This window comes from Rhizobacter sp. P3_C12 (assembly GCF_056402735.1).
Genome location: NZ_JBFUGW010000009.1, coordinates 24098 through 48215, shown reverse-complemented (window position 1 = coordinate 48215; position 24118 = coordinate 24098). Strand labels below are relative to the sequence as shown.

The window sequence follows — 24118 nt, the reverse complement described above, 5'->3', positions numbered from 1 at the left end:
CGTGCTGCTCGACTTCCTGTCCGGCAAGGAACGCGCTCCCGCCGAGTGCGTGATCGAGATCGACTCGCGGCCCATCGTCGAGCTGTATCCCTTCCTGATCGAGGCGACGGTGGAAACCAGCCGCACCGAACCCGCCACCGCCTCGCTGGTGTTCGAGACGCGCCGCGACGAACACGGCGAATGGACGGTGCAGGACGCCTACGGCCTGGACCCGCGCGAGCCCATCCTGGCCGACTGGAAACCGATCACCATCCGCGCTGCGTTCGGCGTGCGCGAGGAAGAAGTGCTGCGCGGTTTCATCCGCCAGATCCGCACCGAGTACCCTGAGGACGCTGGTGCCGCACGCGTCACGGTGGAATGCCAGGACGAGTCGATGCAGCTCGACCGCGAGCACGTGCGCAAGGCCTGGGGCACCGAGCAACTGCCCTCGAGCGACCGGCTCATCCTCACCGAGCTGCTGGCGCCGTATGCGCCGCTGGCTTCGGACCCGGAAAGCGCCGCCGGACAGGACGGCCTGGTCGGCCTCAACCAGGACGGCACCGACATCCAGTTCCTCAAGGCCCGTGCCGAAGCCAACGGCCACGAGCTGCTGTTCCGCCGCGGCCTCGTCTACTTCGGCCCGATGCGACTGACCGGGACGCCCCAGCCGACGCTGATGGTCTACGCCGGTGCCGACACCAACTGCCTGTCGCTGAACATCACCAGCGACTCGCACCAGCCCGACGCCGTGCAGTTCCAGGCGCCGGCCGCCACCGGCACGACCGGCCGCACGGAAACCGTCCAGCCCGACCTGCCGCCGCTCGGCAAGGCCCGCGCCACCAGCAGCGAACGCGGCCTGCGCCCTTTCACCTGGACGCTGAGCGCCGAGGCCGGTGCCGACGAAGCCCGCCTGCGCCTGCTGGCGCAGCGCAAGGCCAACGACTTCGACATCCACAAGGTGCAAGGCGAAGGCGAACTCGACGGCACGCTGTATGGCCACGTGTTGCTCGCCGGCCAGCTGGTGGGCGTCGACGGACTGGGCAGCCGCCTGTCCGGCCAGTACTACGTCGACACCGTCGGCCACACATTCAACGCCCAGGGCTATCGCCAGCGCTTCAAGCTGCTGCGCAACGCCTACGGCGACAACCTCGAAGGCGCGTCGTCCCTGATCGGCGCCGCGCTTTCGGCCGTGTTCTGAAGGAGCGCATGCCATGGGCGACATGAACCGCGAACTGGCGCAGGTGCTGCGCGAGCGGCGTGCCGTCGGCAAGTTTCGCGGCATCGTGGTCGACAACGCCGACCCCGACAAGCGCGGCCGCGTGAAGGTGCGCGTGCCGGCCCTGCTGGGCGAGAACGACACCGACTGGGCGCTGCCCTGCTTTCCCTGCGGCGGCCTGGCCGACCAGGGCTGGTATGCGGTGCCGCAGGTCGACGCGCAGGTGTGGGTCGAGTTCGAAGGCGGCGACCTCAACTACCCGATCTGGACCGGCACCTTCTGGCAACAGGGCAGCGACGTGCCCGCCGAAGTGCAGGACCCGCCCACCACCACGCTGGTCAAGACGCCCAAGGGCCACAAGCTGCTGCTCGAGGACAAGGACGACAACGAGGCCATCGAGCTGGTCCACCTCGGCGGCGCCACCATCACCATCGACAAGAACGGCAGCGTCGCGCTCACCGACCAGGGCGGCGCCAAGGTCACGCTCGATGCCGACGCCGGCAAGATCCTGATCGAGGACGCCAACGGCAACTCGATCGCCATGAGTTCCAGCGGCACCAGCGTGAAGGACGGCAACGGCAACGAGATCGAGATGGCCGCCTCGGGCGTCAAGGTCAAGGGCCAGCAGATCGTCGTCGAGGGATCACAGGTGATGCTCGGCGGCCAGGGCGGCGAGCCGGTGATCAAGGGCCAGAGTTTCCTGACCCTGTTCGCGACCCACGTGCACACCTGCACCGCACCGGGCAGCCCCACCTCGCCGGCCATCCCCCAGGGCGAGATGTCCAGCCTCTCCACCAAGGTGATGGTGTCCTAGCATGCCCCGCTTCGGTCACCTGCCCTCGCGCCGACTGGCGGACCCGCCCTACCTGGCGTTTCCGCTGCGCATCGAGCATGCGCGTGGCGACGGCTCGGCGCCGCGCCCGCGCCTGGCCACGCGTGCCGAGCATGTGCGCGGGCAGATCGAGCAGGTGCTGTTCACCGTGGCCGGCGAGCGGGTCTACCGCCCCGAGTTCGGCGCCGGCGCGAAAGCCCTGCTGTTCGAACCGAATGCCACGCCGCTGTGGCAGATCACGCAGCGGCGGCTCGCCGCCTCGCTGGCCGAGGCACTGGCCGGTGAGGTCGATCCGAAGTCGCTCGAGGTCGAGGTGCGTGGCGACGATGCGCAGCTGCATATCCGCGTGGCCTACACGCTGGCGGCCATCGGCGAGCGCGAAGACCACCTGTTCCACGTCGGAGGCATCTGATGGCCGACACCCCGCTTCCCGTGTTGAGCTACAGCACCGACGGCTGCCCCGACTGCGGCCGCCGCGAGGTGCCGCCGCCCCGYGTGCTGCCGGCCATCGGCGACGACTTCGACTGGGACGTGCGCGACCACGACGGCCTGCGCCTGTTCATGCTCGAGGAGCTCGCGGCACGTTTCCCGAACCGCACGCGCTGGACGCCGGCCGACGTCGAAGTGGTGCTGGCGGAGATCCTCGCCTCGCAGCTCGACAAGCTGTCGGACATGCTCGACCGCATCGCGGCCGAGCAGACGCTGTCGACCGCGCGCCGGCCCGAGAGCGTGCGCCGCCTGCTCTCGCTGATCGGACACGACGCACTCGGCCTGGCCTGGAGCCGCCGGGAAGCGCCGTTCGAGCTCGATGCGCATGTGCTCTCCGGCGTCCCCGACCCGCTGCCCGACAACGCCCGCAGCCGGCTCGAACAGTACTGGCTCGACCACCCCGACAAGATGGACGAGGCGCGTGCCACCGGCCCGCGACAGATCCGCACGCAACGCCGCATGGTCACGCTGGCCGACTACGCCTTGCGTCTCGAAGGACCGCCCAACCATCCGCTGGTGCAGCGCGCCTATGCCTGGGCCGAATGGGACGGCGCCTGGCAGGTGGTGCGCGTGGCGGTCATCGCGACCGACCGCCGCGGACTCGACACCTTCGCCACCTACCCCGACGACCTGTGGGCGGCGATCGACATCTTCCACGACGAGCGCCAGGTGCCGTTGCCCGCGCGCGCATCCAGACCCAGTGTGCGCGCCGTGCTGCAACCCTTTCTCGACACCTACCGCATGGTTGGCCAACCGGTCGAGCTGGTCGCCGCGGTGGAAGTCGGCGTGGTGCTGTTCCTGTCGATCCAGGTGGGGCGCCACCACTTCCAGTCGGAAGTGCGGCACGCCGTCGAACAGGCGCTGGGCACCGGCCCGAACGGTTTCTTCCGGCCCGGACGGCTGCGCTTCGGCGAGGACCTGCGTGCCTCCGACATCATCCAGGCGCTGGTGGCGCTGGACGGCGTCGACAACGTCTGCCTCAACCGCTTCAAGCGGCTGGGCAACCGCTTTCCCGACCAGTCGACCTCCGGCCACATCCCGCTCGACGGCCTGGAAGTCGCGGTGTGCGACAACGATTCGGCCGACCTGGCGCGAGGCTACTACCGCCTCAAGCTGCACGGCGGCCGGCGTGGCTGAGGAATCGTCATGGCAACCCCCGGCACCAAACCCGACCTGACCCGCTTCAACCGCGCGGGGCTCGCGCGGGTGCAGTACGTCGACGCCAACGCGGCGGTGCTGCTCGAACGCCTGCGTGCCGGCCTCGCGGAACGTTTCGCACACTGGCCCGCCGTGCAGGCCGACACCTCGCGCGACCATGAGGCGATCGTCTTGAACGAACGCCTGCTGACCCAGTACCACGCGCCGCGCGACGACATGTTGTGGCAGCTGACGCGCAGCTTCTCGCGCGCCACCCACGTGCTGACCGCCACGCTGGACGCCTATGCGAACGAAGGCTGGATCGGCACGGCCACGCAATGGGAGAGCCTGCGTCGCCTGGTCGCGATGCTCGACTACGCGCCGCATCCCTCCGCTTCGGCCTACACGCCGATCGGCCTGTTCTACAAACCCGGCGTGGCCGGCCGCATCGCGCCCGGTTTGCAACTGCGCCACGCGCCGCCCGACGGCTCGCCGCCGCTGGTTTTCGAGACGCTGGAAGAACAAGACGGTGACGCCGCGCTGAACGAACTGCGACTGGCCGGCCACGACCGCAACCCGGCCACCTTCACCGGCACCCGCCTGCGGCTCGAAGGCAAGCTCGAGAAGCTGAAGGTCGGCGATCCCATCGTGCTGGAGGACGAGCGCACGGGCCGCGCCTCGACCCACCTGGTGCATTCGGTCGACCCTGGCGAGACGCAGACCGAAGTCGTGTTCTCGCCGCCGGTGCGGCACGCCGAACCCCACACGCTCGGCTGGTTGCGCGTTCACGGCGTGCCCAAGGACAAGCTGGCCGTGAAGGCGCCCATCACGCACGGCGCGCAAGTGGAGCGCGCCCTGCAGCTGGCCACGCCGGCCGACGGCCTGGCGCCGGGCGACATCGTGCTGGTCGGTCGCACCGGCGCCAAGCCGCTGTACCGGCGGGTGCAGCGGGTCGACACGGCGGCGCGGCAACTCGTGTTCCATCGGCCGCTGGGCAACGTGGACCTCGACCGCGCGAGCATCGCGCGCCCGGTGCCGGTGCCGATCTCGCGCCGCGAGACGGCGCGCGAGACGGCCGAAGGCACGGGGCTGCGTTTCCTGCGGCTGGTCGGTGACTGGAGCCGGCTGCTCGGCCTGTGGCTGGCCGACATCCGCCTCCACGACGGACGCGAATACCTGCCGGTCTACGAGTGCGTGCGCGCCGAGTACACGCCGGTGGTCGACGGCAACGACGAGCGCGAGGGCTACACCGTCATCGGGCTGGCCTGGGACCCGGAAGAAGACGGCGTGTCCGTCGACGGCTTCGAACCCGATTTCTCGATCGGCAACCCGCAGTCGCTGCTGGCCCCGCCGCCCGGCGACGGGCCGTGGCGGCCCGACACCTTCCTGCAGCAGAGCGAACACGGCACGCTGAGCGAACCGCTGGTCGTCGCGGCACCGAAGCACACCCGCGCCGGCGACTGGGCCGTGCTGGTGCGCGGCACGCGGCTGGCCTGCGCGAAAGTGCGCAGCGTCACCATCGACAGCGATGCGAACGAGGCCCGCATCGCCAGCATCGACGGCTGGCACAACCAGCCCGAGGGCAGCGCCCAGCCCTTCTTCGTCACCACCACGCATCTGCGCGGCCACTTCGACGTGGTCGCGCGCGCCGTGGGCTGGAACATCAACGGCACGCCGATCACCGGCAGCACCGAAATCGTCCTGCCCGCGCTGCCGCCGGGGCTGCGTGCCGGGCTGGCCGTCATCGCCGCCAACCCGACACGTGCGCTGCGCACCGTGATCGACGAAGTGAAGGTGGCGTCCACCAGCATCGTGCTGCGCGACGCGCTGCCGCGTGCCAGCACGGCAGGCAATCTGCGGGTGTACGGCAACGTGGTGCTGGCGGGTCACGGCGCTGCCCGACCGATGCGGGTGCTGGGCAGCGGCGACGCGACGCGCAGTCGTCAGCGTTTCCTGTTCGACGCGAGCGACACCAGCTTCGTCGCCGACGCGCGCATGCCGGCCGGCGTGCGTGCCGACGTGCAGGTGCAGGTCGGCGACGAGTTCTGGACCCAGGTCGGCAATCTCAACGACTCCGGCCCGGCCGACGCGCACTACCAGACCCGTTTGAACGAAGACGGCCGCCTGTGGGTCGAGTTCGGCGACGGCACGCACGGCCGGCGCCTGCCCACCGGCGCCAACAACCTGCGCATCTTCTGGCGCCAGGGCGTGGGCACGACCGGCAACCTGCCGGCACACGGGCTGTCCGGCCTGGTGAAGCCGCACGCCTTGCTGGCCGGCTTCGCCCAGCCTCTCGCTGCCGCGGGTGGTGCGGCGCGTGAAGGGGTCGAGGCCATCCGCGAGAACGCCGCGTCGTCGCTGCTGGCGCTCGAACGTGCGGTCTCGCTGGAAGACCACGCGAGATTGATGCGTTCGCATGCCGCGGTCGTGCAGGCACGTGCCTTCGCGCCGGCCACCGGACTGGCGCGGCGCGACCGGGTCGAGGTCCACGTCGTGCCCGCGGGCGCTGCCACGCTGACGGCCGAGCTGAAGGCGGAACTGACCGAGTTCGCCACCGCGCACTCGGCTCCCGGCGTCGATGTGTCGGTGCATGCGTACACGCCCTTGCTGATCGGTTTCAGCGTGGTGATCCGCGTGCGCCGCGAATCCTTCGACGCCGACCTCGTCGCCGCACAAGTGCGCAACGCCTTGCAGGCGGCGTTCGGAATCGACCGGCGGGCGCTCGGCCAGGTGCTCTACCGCGGCGAGGTCTTCGCCGTGGTCGAACAGGTGACGGGTGTGGAGAACAGCGACTGCCGCATCGTCATCGATGCGGCCACCACCGCGCTGGCGCGGCGCGTGGCCATTGCCGCGCCCGACGTCGTGCTCGCCGTCGTGCCCCAGCCCACGCAGTGCGTGCACGTGCCGCACACCACGCCCGGCCAGCCGATGCCGCACATCGACGTTCGTGTGGAGGCCTTCGCGCCATGAAGACCATTGCCTTCGCCGCGTTGCAGTACCGGCACCTGCCCGAGGTCTGGCGCGATCGCGACAACACGCGCACCGACGGCAGCGGCGCCTTCGTGCCCGGCGACCTGCACCAGCTGGTCTCCGTCTACGGCGAACTGCTCGACGCCTTCTATCGCACGCTGCGCCAGCGCTACTACGACAGCTTCCCCGGCTTCGACGACGGCGTGCCCGACGACGAAGGCCGCCTGCGCGGCTGCCAGCCCTGGGTGCTGCCCTACATCGCGCAGCTGCTCGACGTCGCGCCGCTGTCGCCGCTGGAGAGCGGCCGCCGCGCCGAAGTCGACGAGGCGATCGGCTGGCGCCAGCGCAAGGGCACGCTCGACGTGGCCGAACGCATCGCCGAGAAGGTTGCCGACTTCGAAGCCGAGATCCACGAAGGCTGGCGCCGCGTCGCCGTCGCCGCGCGGCCGGGCCTGGCGCTGCTGCCGGCCGCCAGCTTCGGCGAAGCCGAGCTGCAGGTGACCGGCAGTGCGGCCGCGAGTGCCTGGCTGGCGCCGGCACGTGCACGCCACCCGGGCCTGCCCAACGGCACGGTCGACCTGCGCCGGCATTCGCGCGCCGTGCGCAGCGACGGCACCGACCCCACCGTGCAGCTGACGCGCTATCCGCACATCGAGTTGTCCGGCCTGTCGCCGAGTGCCGCGGCGGCCGAGCGCGAACGCGTGCGAGAGAAAGGCCTGCTGTGGCGCCAGGTCCATCGTCACGGCGTGCCGTGTTTCCCCGGCAGCTACCAGGACGTCAGCGCGCGCACGGTCGACCTGCGCACACCCGACTGGCGGCGCGGCCATGCGCATCCGAAGCGGGTGGTGCTGCACCTGCCGCCTTTCGAGGGCCTGTTCCCGGGCAACGCGGTCGGCAAGGCCTGGTCGGTCATCGCCGCGGTGGTCGATGCCTCGCTGCCGCTGCCTGCGGCGCTGCCGCTGCAACTCGAATCCGCCGACGGCACGGTGACCCTGCGTGCCGCGCAGGCCACGCACCGTGTGTGGGTGCGCGGCCCGGTGGTGCTGGCCGGAACCGGCCGCTGGCGTTTCGTCGACCTCGACTTCGACACCGCGCCGCTGGCCCCGGCCGGCCACGTCGAGCTGCAGAACTGCCAGGTGCAGGACATCGACGGCTTCGCCTTCCAGGGCAGCGCCACGCAGGCGAGCTGGGCCCTCGACCTGGCCACGCCGGTGCAGGCGCTCGCCGCCCTGCCGACGGGGCACCCGGTGGCCCTGCAGCTGGAGGCCGACGCCATCACTGTGCGCCGCCGCGAGGCGAGGACGCCGGTGCGGGTGACCGGCACCGTGAACCTCACCCTGGTGCGCCGCTGGCGCTTCGAGGACCTGTGGCTGGACGGCGAACTGAAGATCTCCAGCGGCCGCGTTTCACTGGAACGCTGCGCGTTGCGGCGCGTGCATTCGCACATCATCGATGCCTTGCAGCCGGTGCTCGTCGCCCGCTCGTGCCTGTTCAACGAGTTGCTGGCACCGCGCGGAAGCGTCGAACTCGAATACTGCAGCGTGCTCGACCGCTGTGTGGCCGAGGCCTTGTGGGCGAGCGACTGCATCTTCATGCAGTTCCCGCGCAAGGACCTGCCTGCGGCCGACACCGACGTGCCGAAGGCCGGCTGCCTGAGGTATGCCCGCCTTCCCGAACCGTCCGACCTGCCGCTGTGGATGGCCGGCATGGTCTCGCACCTGCGCGTCGCGCTCGGCACCTGCACCTCGGCCACGCCGGTGTTCGTCTCCGACACCTTCGGCGAAACCGGCTGCGGCGTGCTGCATCCGGCCAGCGCCACGGCGCTGCGTCACGGCGCCGAGGACGGCGGCGAACTCGGCGCGCACCACGAGCAGAAATACACGCTGCGCGAACAGGCCGTGATCGACAAGCTGGCCGACTACCTGCCCCTGGGCATCACGCCCGTGCTCGTACCCGACGACACCTTGCTGTGCGCGCCGCCGGCTGCCGCCTGAGCCGGTTTCTTCCGAAGCATCACCTGAACCCACGAGGCCCTTCATGAAGACCCAGATCTCCAGAGACAGCTTCCGCCCCGCGGCCGGCTTCTCCGGCGTGTACCTGCAACAGGGACGCATGATCGTCGACGCGGACTGGAACGAAGCCACCGACATCGGCAAGACACGCCTCGAAGCCGCCTTGCGTGATGCGATCGCCTCGGGGTCGCCGCGCACCGGCGGTCTTGCCATCGTCAAGCCGGCCGCCACGGTGCTGATCCGCCCCGGCGCCTTGTACGTCGAAGGCGTGCCCGCGCGGCTGGACGGCCCGGCCGCCGGCCTCGCGCTGACCGCCCAGCCCGACTACCGCAACCCGCCCGTGCTGCCGGCCAACGACTACCGCCTGTATGCCGATGTGTGGGAGCGCCCGGTCAGCGGGCTCGAGGACGATTCGCAACTCGACGCCGGCCTGCACGGCGCCGACACCGCCACGCGTACGCGCACCATGCTGCAGGTCAAGTGGTGCGCGGCCGGCATCGATCCCGCCAACGCGAGCGTCAACCCGCCGATCGGCACCGCGCCACTCGCGCTGCGGCTGCGCCAGGTGGTCAATGCGCTGGACAGCTGCGACCCCTGCGCCGCCGAGGTCGAGGTCGACGAGCGCATCGGCAACTACCTGTTCCGCGTCGAAGTGCACGATGTGTTCGACGATGCCGGCAGCCGCATGCTGGTGCTCAAGTGGTCGCGCGACAACGGCGCCGAAGCCTATGCGCCGACGAGTTTCCCGGCCGGCTTCGACCAGGGCGGCTGGGTGTGGGAGTTCTTCGACGTCGACAGCGAGAACCTGCTGGGTCACCACTTCCCGGTCGGGCAGGCGCGGCGCCGCGGCGTTCTCTCCAACAGCTTCACGGTACCGGGCGGCTCCGCACCCAGTGCCTTCGTGCGCCAGTGGGACGGCTTCGCGAAGTTCAACCTGACGACGCGCACGCTGGTCGAAGGCCGCGATCGCGGCGTCGTGCTGTCGGGCGCGCTGGCCGGCGATGCCCACGGCCATGTGTCCGTGTCGGCGACCGCGCTGTCGGTCAATCTCGAACTGATGGAGCTGCACCTGGTCTTTGCCGGCGCATTGTCCCTGGCCGGCGACTACTGGCAGGCCCCGGTGCGCGAAGCCGTCGACACCAGCGGCGACTGGGTGCTGGGCGCCAGCGCCGTCGCAGGCGAAGCACCCCGCGGCATCCGCCACCACTACTTGCCGCTGGCGGTGGTGGATGCGGCCGGCAACCTGGTCGTGCAGACCGACCCCGAGCGGCGGCGCATGAACTTCCCGCCACTGAGCGACATCCGTGCCATCGACGTCGGCTTCACGCCCACCTGCGCCGGCCTGTACGGCACGGCGCCCAACGTGCAGGCGGCGCTCGATGCGCTGTGCGGCATCGGCGCCGAGGACATCGGCTACACCCTGCCCGGCTGCGGCACGGCGCCGGGCGCCGCACCCACCGTGCGCACCCTGATGGCTTCGGTGCCGAACTTCCCGAACCTCGACCTGGTGGAGAAGAACCCCTCGGTCAAGGACATGATCGACGCCTTGATGTGCCACCTGAATGCGGCACGCCTGCCCTACGACGGCACGGCGGCGGCGGTGCTGGCGCGCTGGCGCGACCTGCTGGAGAACCCTGCAGCGACCGCACCCACGACGGCGCAGCAGGCCATCGACACCCTGCTGCTGCAACTCGACAGCACCGACATCCCGCACGACCTGGTGGCCTGCACCGGCACGGCCGGCATGGTGCGCACGGTGCGCGAGCTGATGGGGGCACCTGCCGGCATCCAGCCGGTGGCCCAGCTGCTCGAAGCCTTGTACTGCCACTTCAACGCGACCCACCTGCCACTGAAGAAGGACACGCTGGCCTGCCCCGACCTGCGCACCGATGCCAATGTCGTCACCGTGCAGGACGCCATCGACAAGCTGTGTGAACAGGCCGGCGACTGCTGCACGGTCACCGTGGCGGCGGGGCAGCTCGAGAGCCGCCTGACCGAGTTCGCCGCCAGCAGCCTGCAGGACCTGTCCTTGTGCCTGCTGCCGGGCACCCACACGCTGGCCGCGAACGTGACGATCAGCGGCAAGCGCAGCCTGCGCATCGGCGCCTCCGCGCCGTCGGCCAGCACCTTGTCGCTGGGCGGGACCACCTTCACGTTCACGGGCACGGAGTTCGTGCTCGACAGCTTGCAGGTGCAGGCCAGCGGCCTCGGACACATGCAGCTCAACGCGTCGCGCGTGACGGCCACGCGTTGTTCCTTCTCGCGTTCCAGCGCCATCGAGGGCGCGCTGCCGATGGTGCGCGTCGGCACGCGCACGCAGCCGGTGCAGCTGACCTGGCGCGACAACATCATGAACGACGTCTGGGTGCGGCAGGAGCGCGGTTTCTCGGTGCTGGTCAACGTCAACGCGATGGGCAACGAGGCCGTCGTGAAAGCCTTCCAGGGGCTTTTCGCCGACGAGACGGTGTACACCGACGCCCCCCGTTTCGAGGCCGGGCTGGACAAGGTGCTCGACGTCTTCGTCGAACTGCCGCGCGACGAGCGCATGCGCATTGCCGACGTGATCGGCCGCAACATCGTGCGCGGCAGCACCCCGGTGCCGGTCAAGCGGGCCGTGAAGACCGCGGCGAAAAAGACAGTCGCGGCGGCCAGGGGCACGGCCGGCAAGGCCGCCGCCAAGGCTCCGGACGGCCTGGTGGCGTCGAGCGCGAAGGTCAGCACCACCCTGAGCCGGCTGAGCGGCATCAAGCTGATCGAGGCGCAGAGCGACGCGGTGCTGCGCAACGAACTGACCCGCGGCACGGTGTCGCGCGCCGCGCTGCGCGACGGATTCCTCAACGACGTCTTCGACCTCGTGCTCGAAAGCGGCTTCAACATCGCGCTGGGCATCAGTTCGCACCGCGGCGACGCGACGCTCGCCGACAACCGGATCGCCGGTGAAGTCGTGCTGATGAACGAACTCGAGCGTGCAGGCACCGGCGCGCCGGCAAGCCAGGTCGGCGCCGACCCCGAACTGGCCGTGCGCCTGGTCGACGGCGACATGTGGGTCGCAACCGGCGGCGGGCGGCTGCATTGCAGCGGCAACCAGATCCAGCGGCTGTGGGCGCTGTTGCCCAGCGCGGCCATCCAGGATGGCCGGGTGCTCGGCGTGCAGATTCCCGGCTGGAACACGGCCACCCTGACCGGCAACCAGCTCGGTGACTTCGGACAGTCGGTGGTGGCGCGCATGCTGAACCTGTCCGGCAACCACATCGCCAACGGCAATCCTTCCGGAGTGACGCTGATTGCCCGCCTGTTCTCGGTGAAGCTCGCCATCACCGGCACCACGGCGCAGTTCGCCGATGAATTCACGCCCGTCTTCGTGACGGTCAACGTGTCCGCAGGCAGCGAGACGGGGGCCGCGGTCGGCAACCTGGTTCTGGTTCGCAGGTTCCCAGGCGTATGAAGACCCTTCACCAACGCCGAATCGCAGCCCGGGCAGCACGCTCCGGGCGCGGGCCCGCCACCCCCGGACGCAGCGCCGAGGTCGCCGAACGCAACCGCGCGGCCGTCGCGAAAGCCCTCGCCGCACCGGTGCAAGCCAAGCTGCAACTCGGTTCGTCCAACGATGCACAGGAACACGAGGCCGACCGCTTCGCCGCGCAGGTGATGAGCCCGGTCGCGGGTGGCGGACAGCAGCTCGTGCAACGCCAGTGCAGCTCCTGCGCACAGGAGGACGAAGTCCAGCGCAAGCCGGCCGATGGGCCGGTGCCCGAAGAGGAAGAGAAGGACGATGAAGTGCAACGCAAGGCCCATGCAGAGGGCGCCGGCGGCGGCACGGTGGCCGATGCCACGGCCTCGGCCATCAACAGCCAGCGCGGCGGCGGCGCGCCGCTGCCGAGCGGCGAGCGCAGCTTCTTCGAGAGCCGCGTCGGTGCGCCGCTGGATCACGTGCGCGTGCATGCCGATGCGCCGGCCGCGCAGCTGGCCGGCGACCTCGGCGCGCGCGCCTTCACCGTCGGCCGCGACGTGTTCTTCGGTGCCGGCCAATACCAGCCCGGCGGTTTCTCCAGCCGCTGGCTGATGGCGCACGAACTCGCCCACGTGGGCCAACAGGGCCAGGGGGTCGTGCGGCGCTGGACCATCGGCGCGGCCCCGGCACCGACGGACTGGGAAGTCGTCAGCGACCCCGAGCAGCTGCGCCGCGTCGGCCAGGCCGAGAACATCGTGCGCGGCGTGCTCGGCTCGCGCAACTGCCAGAACTTCTTCGACACCGGCTGCGGCGGCACCAACGCCCTGCGCAACGCCTTCGACAACGCCAACGTCTTCCTGAGGCCGCAGGACGACAACGTCTTCGGCGAGCGCAGCGGCAACAACATCGCGTTCAACCTGCGTGCCTTCCGCATCGGCCGCTTCATGCTGGCCTCCACGCTGCTGCACGAGATGTTCCACACCTGCGACCCGACGGCGCGGGCCGACCAGAACCAGCGCGAACTGAACTCCGAGAACGCGGTCGAGGCCTGCCGCATCCACACGCCCTGGATCGACACCATCTCGCCGCGTCGCGCTGCGGCGGGAACGGACGTCACCATCCTCGGCTGGAACTTCGGCCCCGCGCAGTCGAGCGCCGACTCGGTGCAGATCGGCGGCGTCAACGCCAGCATCGTCAGCTGGGAATTCACCACCGACACCTCGTCGCGCGTGCGCATCGTGGCCACCGTTCCCGCCGGCGTGACCTCGGGATCCGTCGTCGTGATCAACAACGGCGTGCGCAGCAACGTGGCCACCATCCGGGTGACCTGAGCCGCGACGGCGCCCGGGCGAGACGATCTTGCAGGCACCGGCACTCGCACTCGCGCCCCGTCAATCGACGGGACGCGGCCCCGCCAGACGGGCGCCGCTGATCGCGCCGCCGTTGCACCTCAAGCTGAGCCCGAAACTCAAACTCGGCGACCGCGACGATTTCGCCGAACGCCAGGCCGACCGCATGGCCGATCGCGCGCTGGCGCACGATGCGCCGGTGGCGTCCGATCCGGTGGCGGCCTCTGAAGCCGCGGCCGCGCTGCAGGCCCCGGCCACGCCGGCCACGCCAGCATCACCGCTGCCGCCGGCCGACGAGTCCCGCCCCGGCCTGGTGTCGCGTGTGCTGCGGGCCTTGCGCGTCGGTCGACCGCTGCCTGMGCGCGAACGCGCCGACATGGAAACGCGTTTCGGCACCCGCTTCGACGGCGTGCAGATCCACACCGACGCGCCGGCCGGCGCGGTCGCCGCCGAGCTGAACGCACACGCTTTCGCGCTCGGTGAACACGTCGCCTTCGCCGACGGCGCCTACCGTCCCGAAAGCGCCAGCGGACGCCAGCTGCTCGCGCACGAACTGGCGCACGTGGTGCAGGCCCGCGCGGCGCAGGGTGCACCTGAACCGGCATTGCGCCGCGACGGCGACGACGACACCGGTTTCTTCGAAGGACTGTTCAACTCGGCCGGCGAGTTCATCGCCGACCAGGGCTGGTCGCTGGTGCGGCGGTATGCACCCGACCTCGAACCGATCCTGCGGCGCGGACCGATCAACTGGCTGCGCGACCAGCTCGTCAGCGCCTTCGACGGCATCGTCGGCACGATCAATCGCCTCAACCCCTCGGCCACGCTCGACCAGCTCGGAACGGTGTTCGGCGGGCTGGTCGAACGCGCGAGCACCATCGTCGCCGCGCTCGCCTCAGGCAACTGCCAGCCCCTGTTCGATGCGATCGGCGAGCTCAAGACCTTCGTCACCGAAGTGGCCGGTGTCGCCTGGGAGCGATTGACCGAGTTCCTGCAACCGGTGGGCGACTTCTTCAGCGACCTGTGGTCGGGCTACGGCGCACCCGCCGTGCAATGGCTGCAGGAGTTCGCCGGCGATCTGTGGGCCGGCATCCAGCAGCTCGGGCAGGACATCTGGGACTGGACGCAGCCGATCCGCGATGCCGCAGCGGCGGCCTGGGACTGGGTGAAGGAGCAGCTCTTCGGCAGCGAGGAAGCCGACAGCGAAGGCAACAACTCCGAAGGCCTGGTCGGCTGGGTCGTGCGCAAGGCCACCGAGGCCTGGGACTGGGTGAARGAGCAGACCCAACCGGTCTGGCAGCCGATCTCGGAAGCGGCGCAGAAGGTCGCCGAGCTGATCCCGCCGCCCTTTCTGCGCGACCTCGGTTCGCAGATGCAGCAGCTGTCCGGCGACCTGAACAACACCGCCGGCGAGATGGAAGAAGGCGCCGCGGGCCGCCCGATCGCCGAGAACCGCGCGGCGCTCGCGAACGCCCTGCCGTCGGTGCAGCAGATCATCGCGAGCGTCCGCAGCGCGCTGGTGGGCGCGGGCCAGTGGCTGCTCGACAAGCTCGGCGCGCTCGGTGCCGGTGTCGCCACCGTGATGGGCCGGCTGCGCGCGAGCAGTCTGCTCTCGCTGCTGGCCACCTCGCTCGGCTGGCTGGAAGACGCGGCCCGGCGGCTGCTGGGCTGGGCCACCGACCAGGTGCTGGGCCTCTTCAACTCGCTGGTGCAGGGCTTCGACAGCCTGACCCCCTTCTTCGAGAACATCCTCGACACCGTGCGGCGCGTGATCACGGTGATGGGCGACCTGTTGCGTCTGCCGCAGCTGGTGCTCGGTACCGTGTGGGGCCTGATCCCCGAGTGCATCCGCGAACCGGTCAAGAACTTCCTGGTGCAGCAGATCCTCGGCCGCATCCCGGTGTTCGGCCAGCTCTTCACCAACCCCGACCTGTGGACCCGCGTCCAGCAGACGGCGCTGGAGATCCTGCGCCAGGTGTTCGTCGACGGCAACATCCCGCGCGCGGCGTGGACCTTCTTCCAGGCGATGCTGCGCATCATGGGCCTGCCGCCGGAGCTGGTCGTGCGCATCCTGGCCAAGGCCGCGCAAGCCATCGGCGACGTGTTGTCCGACCCGCTCGGCTTCCTGATGAACCTGCTGCGCGCGATGCGTGCCGGCTTCGGCCTGTTCTTCGGCAACATCGGCACCCACCTGCTCAACGGCGTCGCCGGCTGGCTGTTCGGCCACCTGTCGGCCGCCGGCATCCGCCCGCCGGCGGACTTCTCGCTGCGTTCGGTGCTCGGCTTCGTGCTCGAGGTGCTGGGCATCACGGTGGACAACGTCTTCCGCCGCCTCGCATTGCGTGTCGGCGACACCGTGGTGCAGCGCCTGCGGCGCATGCTCGACGTGGCCACCGGCGTCTGGTCCTTCGTCACCATCCTGGTCAACGAAGGGCCGGCCGGCCTGTGGGCCGAGATCCAGGAGCGCCTGTCCAACCTCTGGGACAGCGTGGTGACGGGCGTGATCGGCTGGGTCACCGACCGCGTCATCACACGCGCCACGCAATGGCTGCTCTCGCTGCTGGACGCGACCGGCATCATGCCGGTGATCAATACGCTGATCGCGGTCTACAACGCGATCGAATCCTTCGTGCAGTACCTGCGCGAAATCCTCGAGGTGGTGTCGCGCGTGCTGGACGGCGTGATCGGCATCGCGCACGGCGAGATCGACGAAGCCGCCGGCTTCCTGGAACGCGCGCTGGGCGATTCGCTGCCGATCGCGATCGGTTTCCTGGCCAACCAGTTCGGCCTCGGCAACATCGCCGAGCGCATCCAGGAACTGATCGCGCCGGTGCAGGAGCGCATCAACGGCGCCATCGACTGGCTGATCGACCGCGCCATCCGCATGGGGCAGGCGCTGCTAGACATGGCGCGCCGCGGCGTGAGCGCGGTGCGCGGCGCCGCAGCGCGGCTCGGCCAGTGGTGGCGCGAACGTTTCGGTTTCCGCGGCGCGGACGGCCAGGCCCACAACCTTTACTTCCGCGGCGAAGCACGCGGCGCGCAACTGATCGTCGAGTCCGATCCCGAACCCTTCCGCGACTTCGTCGCGCGACAACCCGACGGTCCCGACAAGACCGAGGCCTTGCGGCTGTACAACCTGCTGCGCCAGAAGCAGGACCAGGCGGTGGCCTCGGGCGCGGCCACCGGCGGTGCAGGCCATTCCACCGGCAGCGGCACCGCCGCCGCCGGTACGGACCTCAGCGCCGAGATCAACACGCTGATGGAGAACCTGGCGACCGTCACCGGCCGGCTGATGACCGGCCGCTCCGGCGCCGACGAACCACCGGCGTGGGGACCGACCTCGGGGCCGGGCTACGGCAGCGACGTGTCCGTGCCGACCATGGGCAACGCGGCGCTGGCGGTCTGGCCGAGCGGCAGCGCACCGACCAGCGCCACCGAAGGCCTCGGCGACTGGCAACGCCTGCTGAAGCGTCGCAACGACAACACCGGCAACTCGTCGTATTACGTGCGCGGCCACCTGCTGAACCACAACATCGGCGGACCGGGCGGCACCTGGCAGAACCTGACGCCGCTGTCGCAGGAGACGAACAACCGCGGCGGCATCGAATCGATGCTGGGTCGCTTCGAGACGCCGATCAAACGTGAGATCGGCGCCGGCAAGACGGTGCGCAACTTCCACGTGCGGCCCAACTACCCCGGCGTCAACCGCAGCGCCCAGCTGCAGGGCATCGACCAGGAACTGGCCATCGCACGCGGACAGAGCACGGAAACCCGCGTGGATGACGGCCTGGACGAAGCCGAACTGGTGGCCATCCGCGGCGCTGTCGAGGCGGAGCAATCGATTCCACGTTCGATCACCTGCAGCGCCGTGATCGAAACCGCCGCCGGCAACCGGCAGACCATCAACGAAGTCATCGACAACACGCCCACGCTGACCAGCGGTTCCGAGTGGGCCAGGTATCGCGTCAATCCATGAGGTGCACGATGAACACATCCACGACCCCGGACAGGTGCGGCGCTGAACCCTTCGCGTTCGCCTTGCTGCAGTGGCCAGCCCTGGTGGGCGTGCTGTCGCTCGATGGCAGCGGTTGGCTGCAGGCACTGAGGATCACGCTCGGCGCCTGCCTCGCCATCACGGTACTCGCGGCCTATTCAGGCCGCCGCGGCCCGGGCTTCGGCAACACGATGTTGTTCCTGCTGGTCTGCGTGGCCGGGGCGTGGTGGAGCCATCCGAGCGCGTGGGCACTGGCCTGGCTGGCGCCGCTGCTGGTGGGGCTGAACGCCGCCCAGCGGGCGCTCGCACGCCGCACAGCCGCTCCAATCGGGGAGCAATCTGAAACTGCGCTGATGCGCCATGGCTGATGCCGGCGCCATGAAACCCGATGGCCTCACTTCTGTTGGAGCCCGTCACCCGAGCGCGAGGTGTTCCTGAATCTCTCGGCCAGTTTTGCGTCGATCATCTGGCGCACCCACGCTGCAGGGGCTCAAGTTCCGCCCAGTTCGACGGTGGGACAACCTCAGCCCACTGTGCGATGACTGTGCACCCTCTGTAGTGGATGCGCTGCGGGTTCGACATGATGGACTGTGAGCAAGCCTGGGTACTGTCAGCATGCGCTGGGCATGGCAGTTGAGAAGTCGGAGACCCTCCCAAACGCCACTGCGCCGACATGACTCCTCCTGGCAGGGAATGGAGCCGCACCGGGACTGCTCGGCCCCTTTCGGCACCGAGACCTTGCCCGATACGGCCACCTGTGCTGGCGAGCGTGCGGCACTCGCCTTTCGCAGCCTGATGGCCTACAGCACCAAGGGCCCGCTTCCGATGGCTGGTTCACAGCGCCAGGCGTCAAGCTCGGCGAGCGCTTGCCGATGATGGTGATGCTTCACGGCTGCCATCACCGGCTGAAAGTCGTAGAGCTCAATCTGTCGGCGCAGGGCGGCCTCCAGCTCGGCACGGGATTCATGCAACTCCTGCGCTTGCAGGTCGAGTTCGACCTGATGCACCTGCAGTTCGTGCAGCAGCGTCAGCGCCTCGGACGCCGTTTCCGGCGAAGATGCCAAGGTATGCAGCACGGCCAGGGCATCGGCAGCGCGGGCAACCTGCGGCGCTTCGCGACGGAAGGCATGGAGCTCTACGGCGTGCTCACCGGACTGGACGGCGACGGCGACACGCTGCGCTTCGCACCGCGGCTGCGCGAGGTGCTGGACCAGGCCGATCGCACCTACGAGGGCATCAACGCCTCGATCGACCGCCACGTCGCCGAGCGCGGCCTGCAGGCGCCGCCCGGCGACGCCTACCGGCCGCTGTGGCAACCGCTCGAGGAGCGCGAATCGCTGTCACTGCGCGGCGCGGGCATCACGAGCGTCGTGTGGTGCATCGGCTTCGCGCCGGATTTCCGCTGGCTCGATGCGCCCGTCTTCAACGGGCGCGGCCATCCCGTCCATGAACGCGGCGTGACCCGCGTCCCCGGCCTCTACTTCATCGGCCTGCCCAGGCTGCACACGTGGGGATCGGGGCGCTTCTCGGGCGTCGCGCGCGACGCCGCCTTCGTCGTGCAGCGGGTGGTCGAAGGGCGCGCGGCACATCAGTGGCGGCAGAGAATGCCTGATCTCCATCGAGATCGAACGTCGGTCATCTAGAATCGATCATCGATACTCAGCCGGAGCTCAGCCGCATGGCAACGAGCAGGAAAACGCTTCCGAAGAAGCAGGCGCGTGTCGCCGAACCGCCGCCGGCCGACGCGCTCTACAACGTGTCGCTCGACAAGGGCCTGCAGGTGCTGCGGGCATTCGACGCCGCGCATCGCACGATGACGCTGGTCGAGCTGGCCGCCCTCACCGGCATGAGCAAGGGCTCGGTGCAACGCACCGTGCACACGCTGCAGGTGCTGGGCTACATCGGCAAGCATCCGCAGACGCGCCGCTTCCAGCTGCTGCCCCGGGTCATCGAGATCGGGTTCAACTACCTCGCCGCGCATCCGCTGATCCGCGCGGCGCATCCCTACCTGTCGCAGCTGGCCAATGCCAGCGGCGAGACGGCCAGCCTCACCGAGGCGGTGGACCAGGAGATGGTCTACGTGGCCCAGTTGCTGGCACCCAAGTTCATCCCGGTGCTCACGCCGGTGGGCATGCGCATCCCGATGTACTGCACCAGCTCCGGCCGGGCCTTCCTGAGCCGCCTGCCGGAAGCGCAGGCCCGCACGCTGCTGGAGGCTTCGGCGCGCGAGCGGCGCACGGCCGCGACGCTGACCGACGTCGACGCGATCATGAAGCGCGTCGCCCTGTGCCGCAAGGTCGGCTACGCGACCAACTGCGAGGAGCTGTTCCTCGGCGACATGGGCCTGGCGGCGGCGGTGATCGACAGTGCCGGCCGCCCGGTGGGCGCCGTGCACGTGTCGCCGCCCACCAGCCGCTGGACGATGGACGAGGCGCAGAAGCAGCTGGCGCCGATGGTCATCGAGTGCGCGCGCGCGATCTCGCTCGCGATGACGCACTGATGACAACCCCACGTCACTGCGTTCCTGCCCCCCGAGGGGGCGCTCAGCCGACTTGGGGCGGCCCGGCGTCGGCTGATCACGTCGCCCTGTCGAGCATCGCGTGCAGCAGCACGTTGGCGCCTGCCGCGATGTGCTCGGGCAGTGCGTCCTCGATCTCGTTGTGGCTGATGCCGTCCTTGCAGGGCACGAAGATCATGCCGGTGGGGGCCACCCGGGCCACGTAGACGGCATCGTGGCCGGCGCCGCTGACGATGTCCATGCAGGGCAGGCCGAGCGCCTCGGCGGCCCGGCGCACGCTGCCCACGCAGGCCGCGTCGAACGCGCAGGGGTCGAACTTCACCACCTGCGCAATCGCCACCTGCAGCCGGCCGGCATCGGCGATGGCCGCGAACTCGCGCCGCATCGCGGCGTCCATGCGGTCCAGGCCCGTCTGCCGCGCGTGGCGAAAGTCCACCGAGAAGCGCACCTCGCCGGGCACCACGTTGCGTGAATTGGGCGTCACCTGGACGAAGCCCACCGTGCCGCGGCCGTCGGGCGCCTCCGCCAGCGCAATGCGGTTGACCGCCTCGACCATGCGCGCCGTGCCCAGCATCGCATCGTGCCGCAGGCCCATCGGCGTGGGGCCGGCGTGCGCGTCCATGCCGGTCACCGTCACGTCGTACCACTGCTGGCCGAGCGCGCCCTGCACCACGCCGATCGGCAGGCCCTGCGCTTCGAGCACCGGCCCCTGTTCGATGTGCGCCTCGAAGTAGGCCGCGAACATGCCGCCCGGGACCTCGCCGCAGGCCTGCGTGCCGCGGTAGCCGATGCGCTCGAGCTCGTCGCCCACCGCCAGCCCGGCCAGGTCCCGCTCGCCCAGGATGCGCGCTGTGTCGAACACGCCGGCGAACGCACCCGAGCCCATCATCACCGGCGTGAACCGGGTGCCCTCCTCGTTGGTCCAGAACGCGACCTCGATCGGTGCGCGCGTGCGGATGCCGTGATCGTTCAGGGTGCGCACCACTTCGAGGCCCGCGAGCACGCCGAAGTTGCCATCGAACTTGCCGCCCGAGGGCTGGGTGTCGATGTGGCTGCCCGTGGCCACCGCGCGCGCGGCGGGGTCGGTGCCGGCGCGCCGTGCGAACACGTTGCCCACCTCGTCGATGCGCACCGCCATGCCGGCCTCGTGGAACCAGTGCAGCACGAGATCGCGGCCGTGGCGGTCCTCGTCGGTCAGCGCGATGCGGCGCACGCCGCCCTTGGGCGTCGCGCCGATGCGCGCCAGGTCCATCAGCGATTGCCACAGGCGCGCTCCATCGACCTGGAGCGCGGCGGGTGCGGAAAGGGTGTTGTTCACGGGGTGAGGTGCAGGTGGAAGGTTGAACGGCAGCGCCTGGCGGACAGCAAGTTTCGAGCCAATGATATGGACAAACAGTCGCTAGATATCGAAAACGAGTCTTGCAATATCGATTATCGATACATGACAAGCTGTTTGGCACAGCGCTTGCATATCCGGTGTCGAGCCCGTGAACCCCTTCAACCCCACCCGGATGGTGACCCGATGAGCCCGAACCCGTTGTTGTCTTCGCGCCTGCGCAATCGCATGGTCGTGCCCGCGATGGCTTTCTCGCTGCTGTGCGGCACGGCCGCCATGGCGCAGGAGAAGGTGCTTCGCATCGCGATGACGGCGGCCGACATCCCGCGCACGCTGGGGCAGCCCGACCAGGGCTTCGAAGGCAACCGCTTCACCGGCATCCCGATCTACGACTCGCTCACGCAATGGGACCTGTCGAAGGCCGACGCCCCCAGCGTGCTGATCCCGGCGCTGGCCACGTCCTGGGCGGTCGATGCCAAGGACAGGACGAAGTGGGTGTTCAAGCTGCGTCCCGGCGTCAAGTTCCACGACGGCTCGGCGTTCAATGCCGATGCGGTGGTGTGGAACGTCAACAAGGTGCTCGACAAGTCGGCGCCTCAGTTCGATGCCAGCCAGGTCGGCGTGACCGCCTCGCGCATGCCCACGCTGCGCAGCGCGAGGAAGATCGACGAGCTGACGGTGGAGCTCACCACCAGCGAGCCCGATTCCTTCCTGCCGATCAACCTGACCAACCTCTTCATGGCCTCGCCCGCGCACTGGGACGCCAAGCTCAAGGCGGTGCCTGCCGCCACCACCGATGCCGCCGAGCGCGCCAAACAGGCCTGGACGGCCTTTGCCGCCGATCCTGCGGGGTCCGGCCCGTTCAAGGTCACGCGCTTCGTCTCGCGCGAGCGGCTGGAGCTGGCCGCCAACAAGGCCTACTGGGATGCGAAGCGCACGCCGAAGATCGACAAGGTGGTGCTGATCCCGATGCCCGAGGCGAATGCGCGCACCGCCGCGCTGCTGGGCGGCCAGGTCGACTGGATCGAAGCGCCCTCGCCCGATGCGATGCCGCAGATCCAGCAGCGCGGCTTCAAGATCTACTCGAACGCGCAGCCGCACGTCTGGCCGTGGCAGCTGTCGTTCGCCGAAGGCTCGCCCTGGCTCGACAAGCGCGTGCGCCAGGCCGCCAACCTGTGCGTCGACCGCGGCGGCCTCAAGCAGCTGCTGGGCGGCATGATGGCCGAGCCCAAGGGCACGGTGCCGCCGGGCCACCCGTGGTGGGGCAACCCGGCGTTCGACATCCGCTACGACGTCAAGGCGGGCCAGGCCTTGATGGCCCAGGCCGGCCACTCGGCCGCCAGGCCGTTGAAGGTCAAGGTGCAGATCTCGGCCTCGGGCTCGGGCCAGATGCAGCCGCTGCCGATGAACGAGTTCGTGCAGCAGTCGCTGAAGGCGTGCTGGTTCGACGTGCAGTTCGACGTGATCGAGTGGAACACGCTGTTCACCAACTGGCGCAAGGGCGCGAAGGACCCGTCGGCCAACGGCGCCAGCGCCGTCAACGTGAGCTTCGCGGCGATGGACCCGTTCTTCGCGATGGTGCGCTTCGTCAGCACCAAGACCTTCCCGCCGGTGTCCAACAACTGGGGCTACTACGGCAATGCCGAGGTCGACAAGCTGGTGGCCGATGCCCGCACCGCCTTCGACGACACGGCGCGCAACGCGGCGCTGGCCAGGCTGCACGCCCACATCGTCGATGACGCGCCCTTCGTCTGGATCGCGCACGACGTCGGCCCGCGCGCGATGTCGCCCAAGGTGAAGAACGTCGTGCAGCCGAAGAGCTGGTTCATCGACATCGCGACGATGACGATGGACTGAGCATGCTTGCCCACCTGGCCCGGCGCATCGTGCTTGCGCTGCCCATCATGCTCGGCGTCGCGCTGGTGTGCTTTGCGCTGGTGCACCTGGCGCCGGGCGATCCGCTGGTGTCCATCCTGCCGCCGGATGCGTCGGCCGAGCTGCAGGCGCAGCTGAGGCAGTTGTACGGTTTCGACCGCAGCTACCCCGAGCAGTTCGTCGCCTGGCTGTGGCGGGCCCTGCACGGCGACCTGGGCGTGTCGATCGCGACCAACCGGCCGGTGGTCGGCGAAGTGCTCAAGGCCGTGATCAACACGCTGCGGCTGGCGGTGGTGGCCACGCTGATCGGCTTCGCGCTGGGCTGCCTGTTCGGCTTCGTGGCCGGCTACTTCCGCCGCTCGTTCATCGACCGGCTGGCCTCGATGCTGTCGGTGCTGGGCGTCAGCGTGCCGCACTACTGGCTGGGCATGGTCCTGGTGATCGTGTTCTCGTCGCAGCTGATGTGGCTGCCCGCCACCGGTGCCGGACCCAGCGGTTCCGACGACTGGGCCTGGGACGGGGCGCACCTGCAGTACCTGCTGCTGCCGGCGCTGACGATGTCGGTGATCCCGATGGGCATCATCGCGCGCACGGTGCGGGCGCTGGTCTCGGAGCTGCTCGACCAGGAGTTCGTCGTCGGGCTGCGCGCCAAGGGCCTGACGGGCTTCGGCATCTTCCGGCACGTCGTGAAGAACGCGGCGCCCACCGCGCTGGCGGTGATGGGCCTGCAGCTGGGCTACCTGCTCGGCGGCTCGATCCTGATCGAGACGGTGTTCTCGTGGCCGGGCACCGGCTTCCTGCTGAACTCCGCCATCTTCCAGCGCGACCTGCCGCTGCTGCAGGGCACGATCCTGGTGCTGGCAATGTTCTTCGTGCTGCTGAACCTGCTGGTCGACATGCTGCAGACGCTGCTCGATCCGCGCATCGCGCGTGGGTGAGGAAAGTGAGGAAAGGATGGCCGTG

Annotated in this window: 15 protein-coding genes and 1 pseudogene; 14 read left to right on the top strand and 2 right to left on the bottom strand. The window is 69.7% G+C overall.

The annotated features are described in order from the left end of the window. Position 1: 1 nt before the first annotated feature. From AC1DXV_RS03345 to AC1DXV_RS03300, 10 genes are all read left to right on the top strand, one after another. Positions 2 to 1177 carry a phage late control D family protein gene (locus AC1DXV_RS03345; protein WP_477932482.1) on the top strand — a complete coding sequence of 392 codons (1176 nt, stop codon included), beginning with the start codon at positions 2 to 4 and terminating at the stop codon, positions 1175 to 1177. A gap of 13 nt (positions 1178 to 1190) precedes the next feature. Next, positions 1191 to 2009, top strand: a complete 819-nt coding sequence (locus tag AC1DXV_RS03340) for a phage baseplate assembly protein V (protein WP_477866891.1) — start codon at positions 1191 to 1193, stop codon at positions 2007 to 2009. 1 nt (position 2010) lies between these two features. Continuing rightward, a complete protein-coding gene (locus AC1DXV_RS03335) occupies positions 2011 to 2439 on the top strand; it encodes a GPW/gp25 family protein (RefSeq protein WP_477866893.1) in 429 nt (142 codons plus the stop codon). Next, on the top strand, positions 2439 to 3653 hold the full coding sequence (locus tag AC1DXV_RS03330) for a baseplate J/gp47 family protein (protein WP_477866895.1): 1215 nt from the start codon (positions 2439 to 2441) through the stop codon (positions 3651 to 3653). Before AC1DXV_RS03335 ends, AC1DXV_RS03330 begins: the two co-directional genes overlap by 1 nt. Positions 3654 to 3662: 9 nt before the next feature. Next, positions 3663 to 6623 carry a baseplate J/gp47 family protein gene (locus AC1DXV_RS03325; protein WP_477932480.1) on the top strand — a complete coding sequence of 987 codons (2961 nt, stop codon included), beginning with the start codon at positions 3663 to 3665 and terminating at the stop codon, positions 6621 to 6623. Beyond that, positions 6620 to 8617, top strand: a complete 1998-nt coding sequence (locus tag AC1DXV_RS03320) for a hypothetical protein (protein ID WP_477932478.1) — start codon at positions 6620 to 6622, stop codon at positions 8615 to 8617. Before AC1DXV_RS03325 ends, AC1DXV_RS03320 begins: the two co-directional genes overlap by 4 nt. A gap of 43 nt (positions 8618 to 8660) precedes the next feature. After that, positions 8661 to 12080, top strand: coding sequence for a hypothetical protein (locus AC1DXV_RS03315; RefSeq protein ID WP_477867268.1), 3420 nt, complete (start codon positions 8661 to 8663; stop codon positions 12078 to 12080). Then, positions 12077 to 13417 carry an eCIS core domain-containing protein gene (locus AC1DXV_RS03310; protein ID WP_477932476.1) on the top strand — a complete coding sequence of 447 codons (1341 nt, stop codon included), beginning with the start codon at positions 12077 to 12079 and terminating at the stop codon, positions 13415 to 13417. Before AC1DXV_RS03315 ends, AC1DXV_RS03310 begins: the two co-directional genes overlap by 4 nt. 112 nt (positions 13418 to 13529) lie before the next feature. Then, positions 13530 to 17408 carry an eCIS core domain-containing protein gene (locus AC1DXV_RS03305; RefSeq protein WP_477932474.1) on the top strand — a complete coding sequence of 1293 codons (3879 nt, stop codon included), beginning with the start codon at positions 13530 to 13532 and terminating at the stop codon, positions 17406 to 17408. A gap of 8 nt (positions 17409 to 17416) precedes the next feature. Beyond that, positions 17417 to 17794 (top strand): hypothetical protein, encoded by a 378-nt coding sequence (locus tag AC1DXV_RS03300; protein WP_477868319.1) that lies wholly within the window; start codon positions 17417 to 17419, stop codon positions 17792 to 17794. A 432-nt stretch (positions 17795 to 18226) separates the two neighbouring features. Here AC1DXV_RS03300 and AC1DXV_RS03295 read toward each other — a convergent pair whose 3' ends face one another. Continuing rightward, positions 18227 to 18502 carry a hypothetical protein gene (locus AC1DXV_RS03295; RefSeq protein WP_477868321.1) on the bottom strand — a complete coding sequence of 92 codons (276 nt, stop codon included), beginning with the start codon at positions 18500 to 18502 and terminating at the stop codon, positions 18227 to 18229. Here AC1DXV_RS03295 and AC1DXV_RS03290 point away from each other — a divergent pair. Together AC1DXV_RS03290 and AC1DXV_RS03285 are read left to right on the top strand one after the other, a co-directional pair. Beyond that, positions 18503 to 19069, top strand: a pseudogene (locus AC1DXV_RS03290) (hypothetical protein); the annotation flags it as partial. Positions 19070 to 19104: 35 nt separating this feature from the next. Further along, a complete protein-coding gene (locus AC1DXV_RS03285) occupies positions 19105 to 19926 on the top strand; it encodes an IclR family transcriptional regulator (RefSeq protein ID WP_477932472.1) in 822 nt (273 codons plus the stop codon). A gap of 76 nt (positions 19927 to 20002) precedes the next feature. Here AC1DXV_RS03285 and AC1DXV_RS03280 read toward each other — a convergent pair whose 3' ends face one another. Continuing rightward, entirely contained in the window at positions 20003 to 21262 is a 1260-nt protein-coding gene (locus AC1DXV_RS03280; RefSeq protein ID WP_477868728.1) for a Zn-dependent hydrolase, read from the bottom strand. Positions 21263 to 21508: 246 nt separating this feature from the next. On the opposite strand from AC1DXV_RS03280, the gene AC1DXV_RS03275 reads away from it, so the two are divergent. Both AC1DXV_RS03275 and AC1DXV_RS03270 read left to right on the top strand, forming a co-directional pair. Further along, positions 21509 to 23137 carry an ABC transporter substrate-binding protein gene (locus AC1DXV_RS03275; RefSeq protein ID WP_477868732.1) on the top strand — a complete coding sequence of 543 codons (1629 nt, stop codon included), beginning with the start codon at positions 21509 to 21511 and terminating at the stop codon, positions 23135 to 23137. A 2-nt stretch (positions 23138 to 23139) separates the two neighbouring features. Next, positions 23140 to 24093: an ABC transporter permease gene (locus AC1DXV_RS03270; protein ID WP_477868726.1), complete on the top strand. Its 954-nt coding sequence runs from the start codon at positions 23140 to 23142 to the stop codon at positions 24091 to 24093. The last annotated feature ends 25 nt before the right edge of the window (positions 24094 to 24118 follow it).

What these genes read in the sequence shown, in the direction of transcription:
- AC1DXV_RS03340 (WP_477866891.1), top strand. Translation starts at nt 1,191, where the DNA reads ATGGGCGACATGAACCGCGAACTGGCGCAGGTGCTGCGCGAGCGGCGT.
- AC1DXV_RS03335 (WP_477866893.1), top strand. Translation starts at nt 2,011, where the DNA reads ATGCCCCGCTTCGGTCACCTGCCCTCGCGCCGACTGGCGGACCCGCCC.
- AC1DXV_RS03325 (WP_477932480.1), top strand. Translation starts at nt 3,663, where the DNA reads ATGGCAACCCCCGGCACCAAACCCGACCTGACCCGCTTCAACCGCGCG.
- AC1DXV_RS03320 (WP_477932478.1), top strand. Translation starts at nt 6,620, where the DNA reads ATGAAGACCATTGCCTTCGCCGCGTTGCAGTACCGGCACCTGCCCGAG.
- AC1DXV_RS03315 (WP_477867268.1), top strand. Translation starts at nt 8,661, where the DNA reads ATGAAGACCCAGATCTCCAGAGACAGCTTCCGCCCCGCGGCCGGCTTC.
- AC1DXV_RS03310 (WP_477932476.1), top strand. Translation starts at nt 12,077, where the DNA reads ATGAAGACCCTTCACCAACGCCGAATCGCAGCCCGGGCAGCACGCTCC.
- AC1DXV_RS03300 (WP_477868319.1), top strand. Translation starts at nt 17,417, where the DNA reads ATGAACACATCCACGACCCCGGACAGGTGCGGCGCTGAACCCTTCGCG.
- AC1DXV_RS03285 (WP_477932472.1), top strand. Translation starts at nt 19,105, where the DNA reads ATGGCAACGAGCAGGAAAACGCTTCCGAAGAAGCAGGCGCGTGTCGCC.
- AC1DXV_RS03275 (WP_477868732.1), top strand. Translation starts at nt 21,509, where the DNA reads ATGGTCGTGCCCGCGATGGCTTTCTCGCTGCTGTGCGGCACGGCCGCC.
- AC1DXV_RS03270 (WP_477868726.1), top strand. Translation starts at nt 23,140, where the DNA reads ATGCTTGCCCACCTGGCCCGGCGCATCGTGCTTGCGCTGCCCATCATG.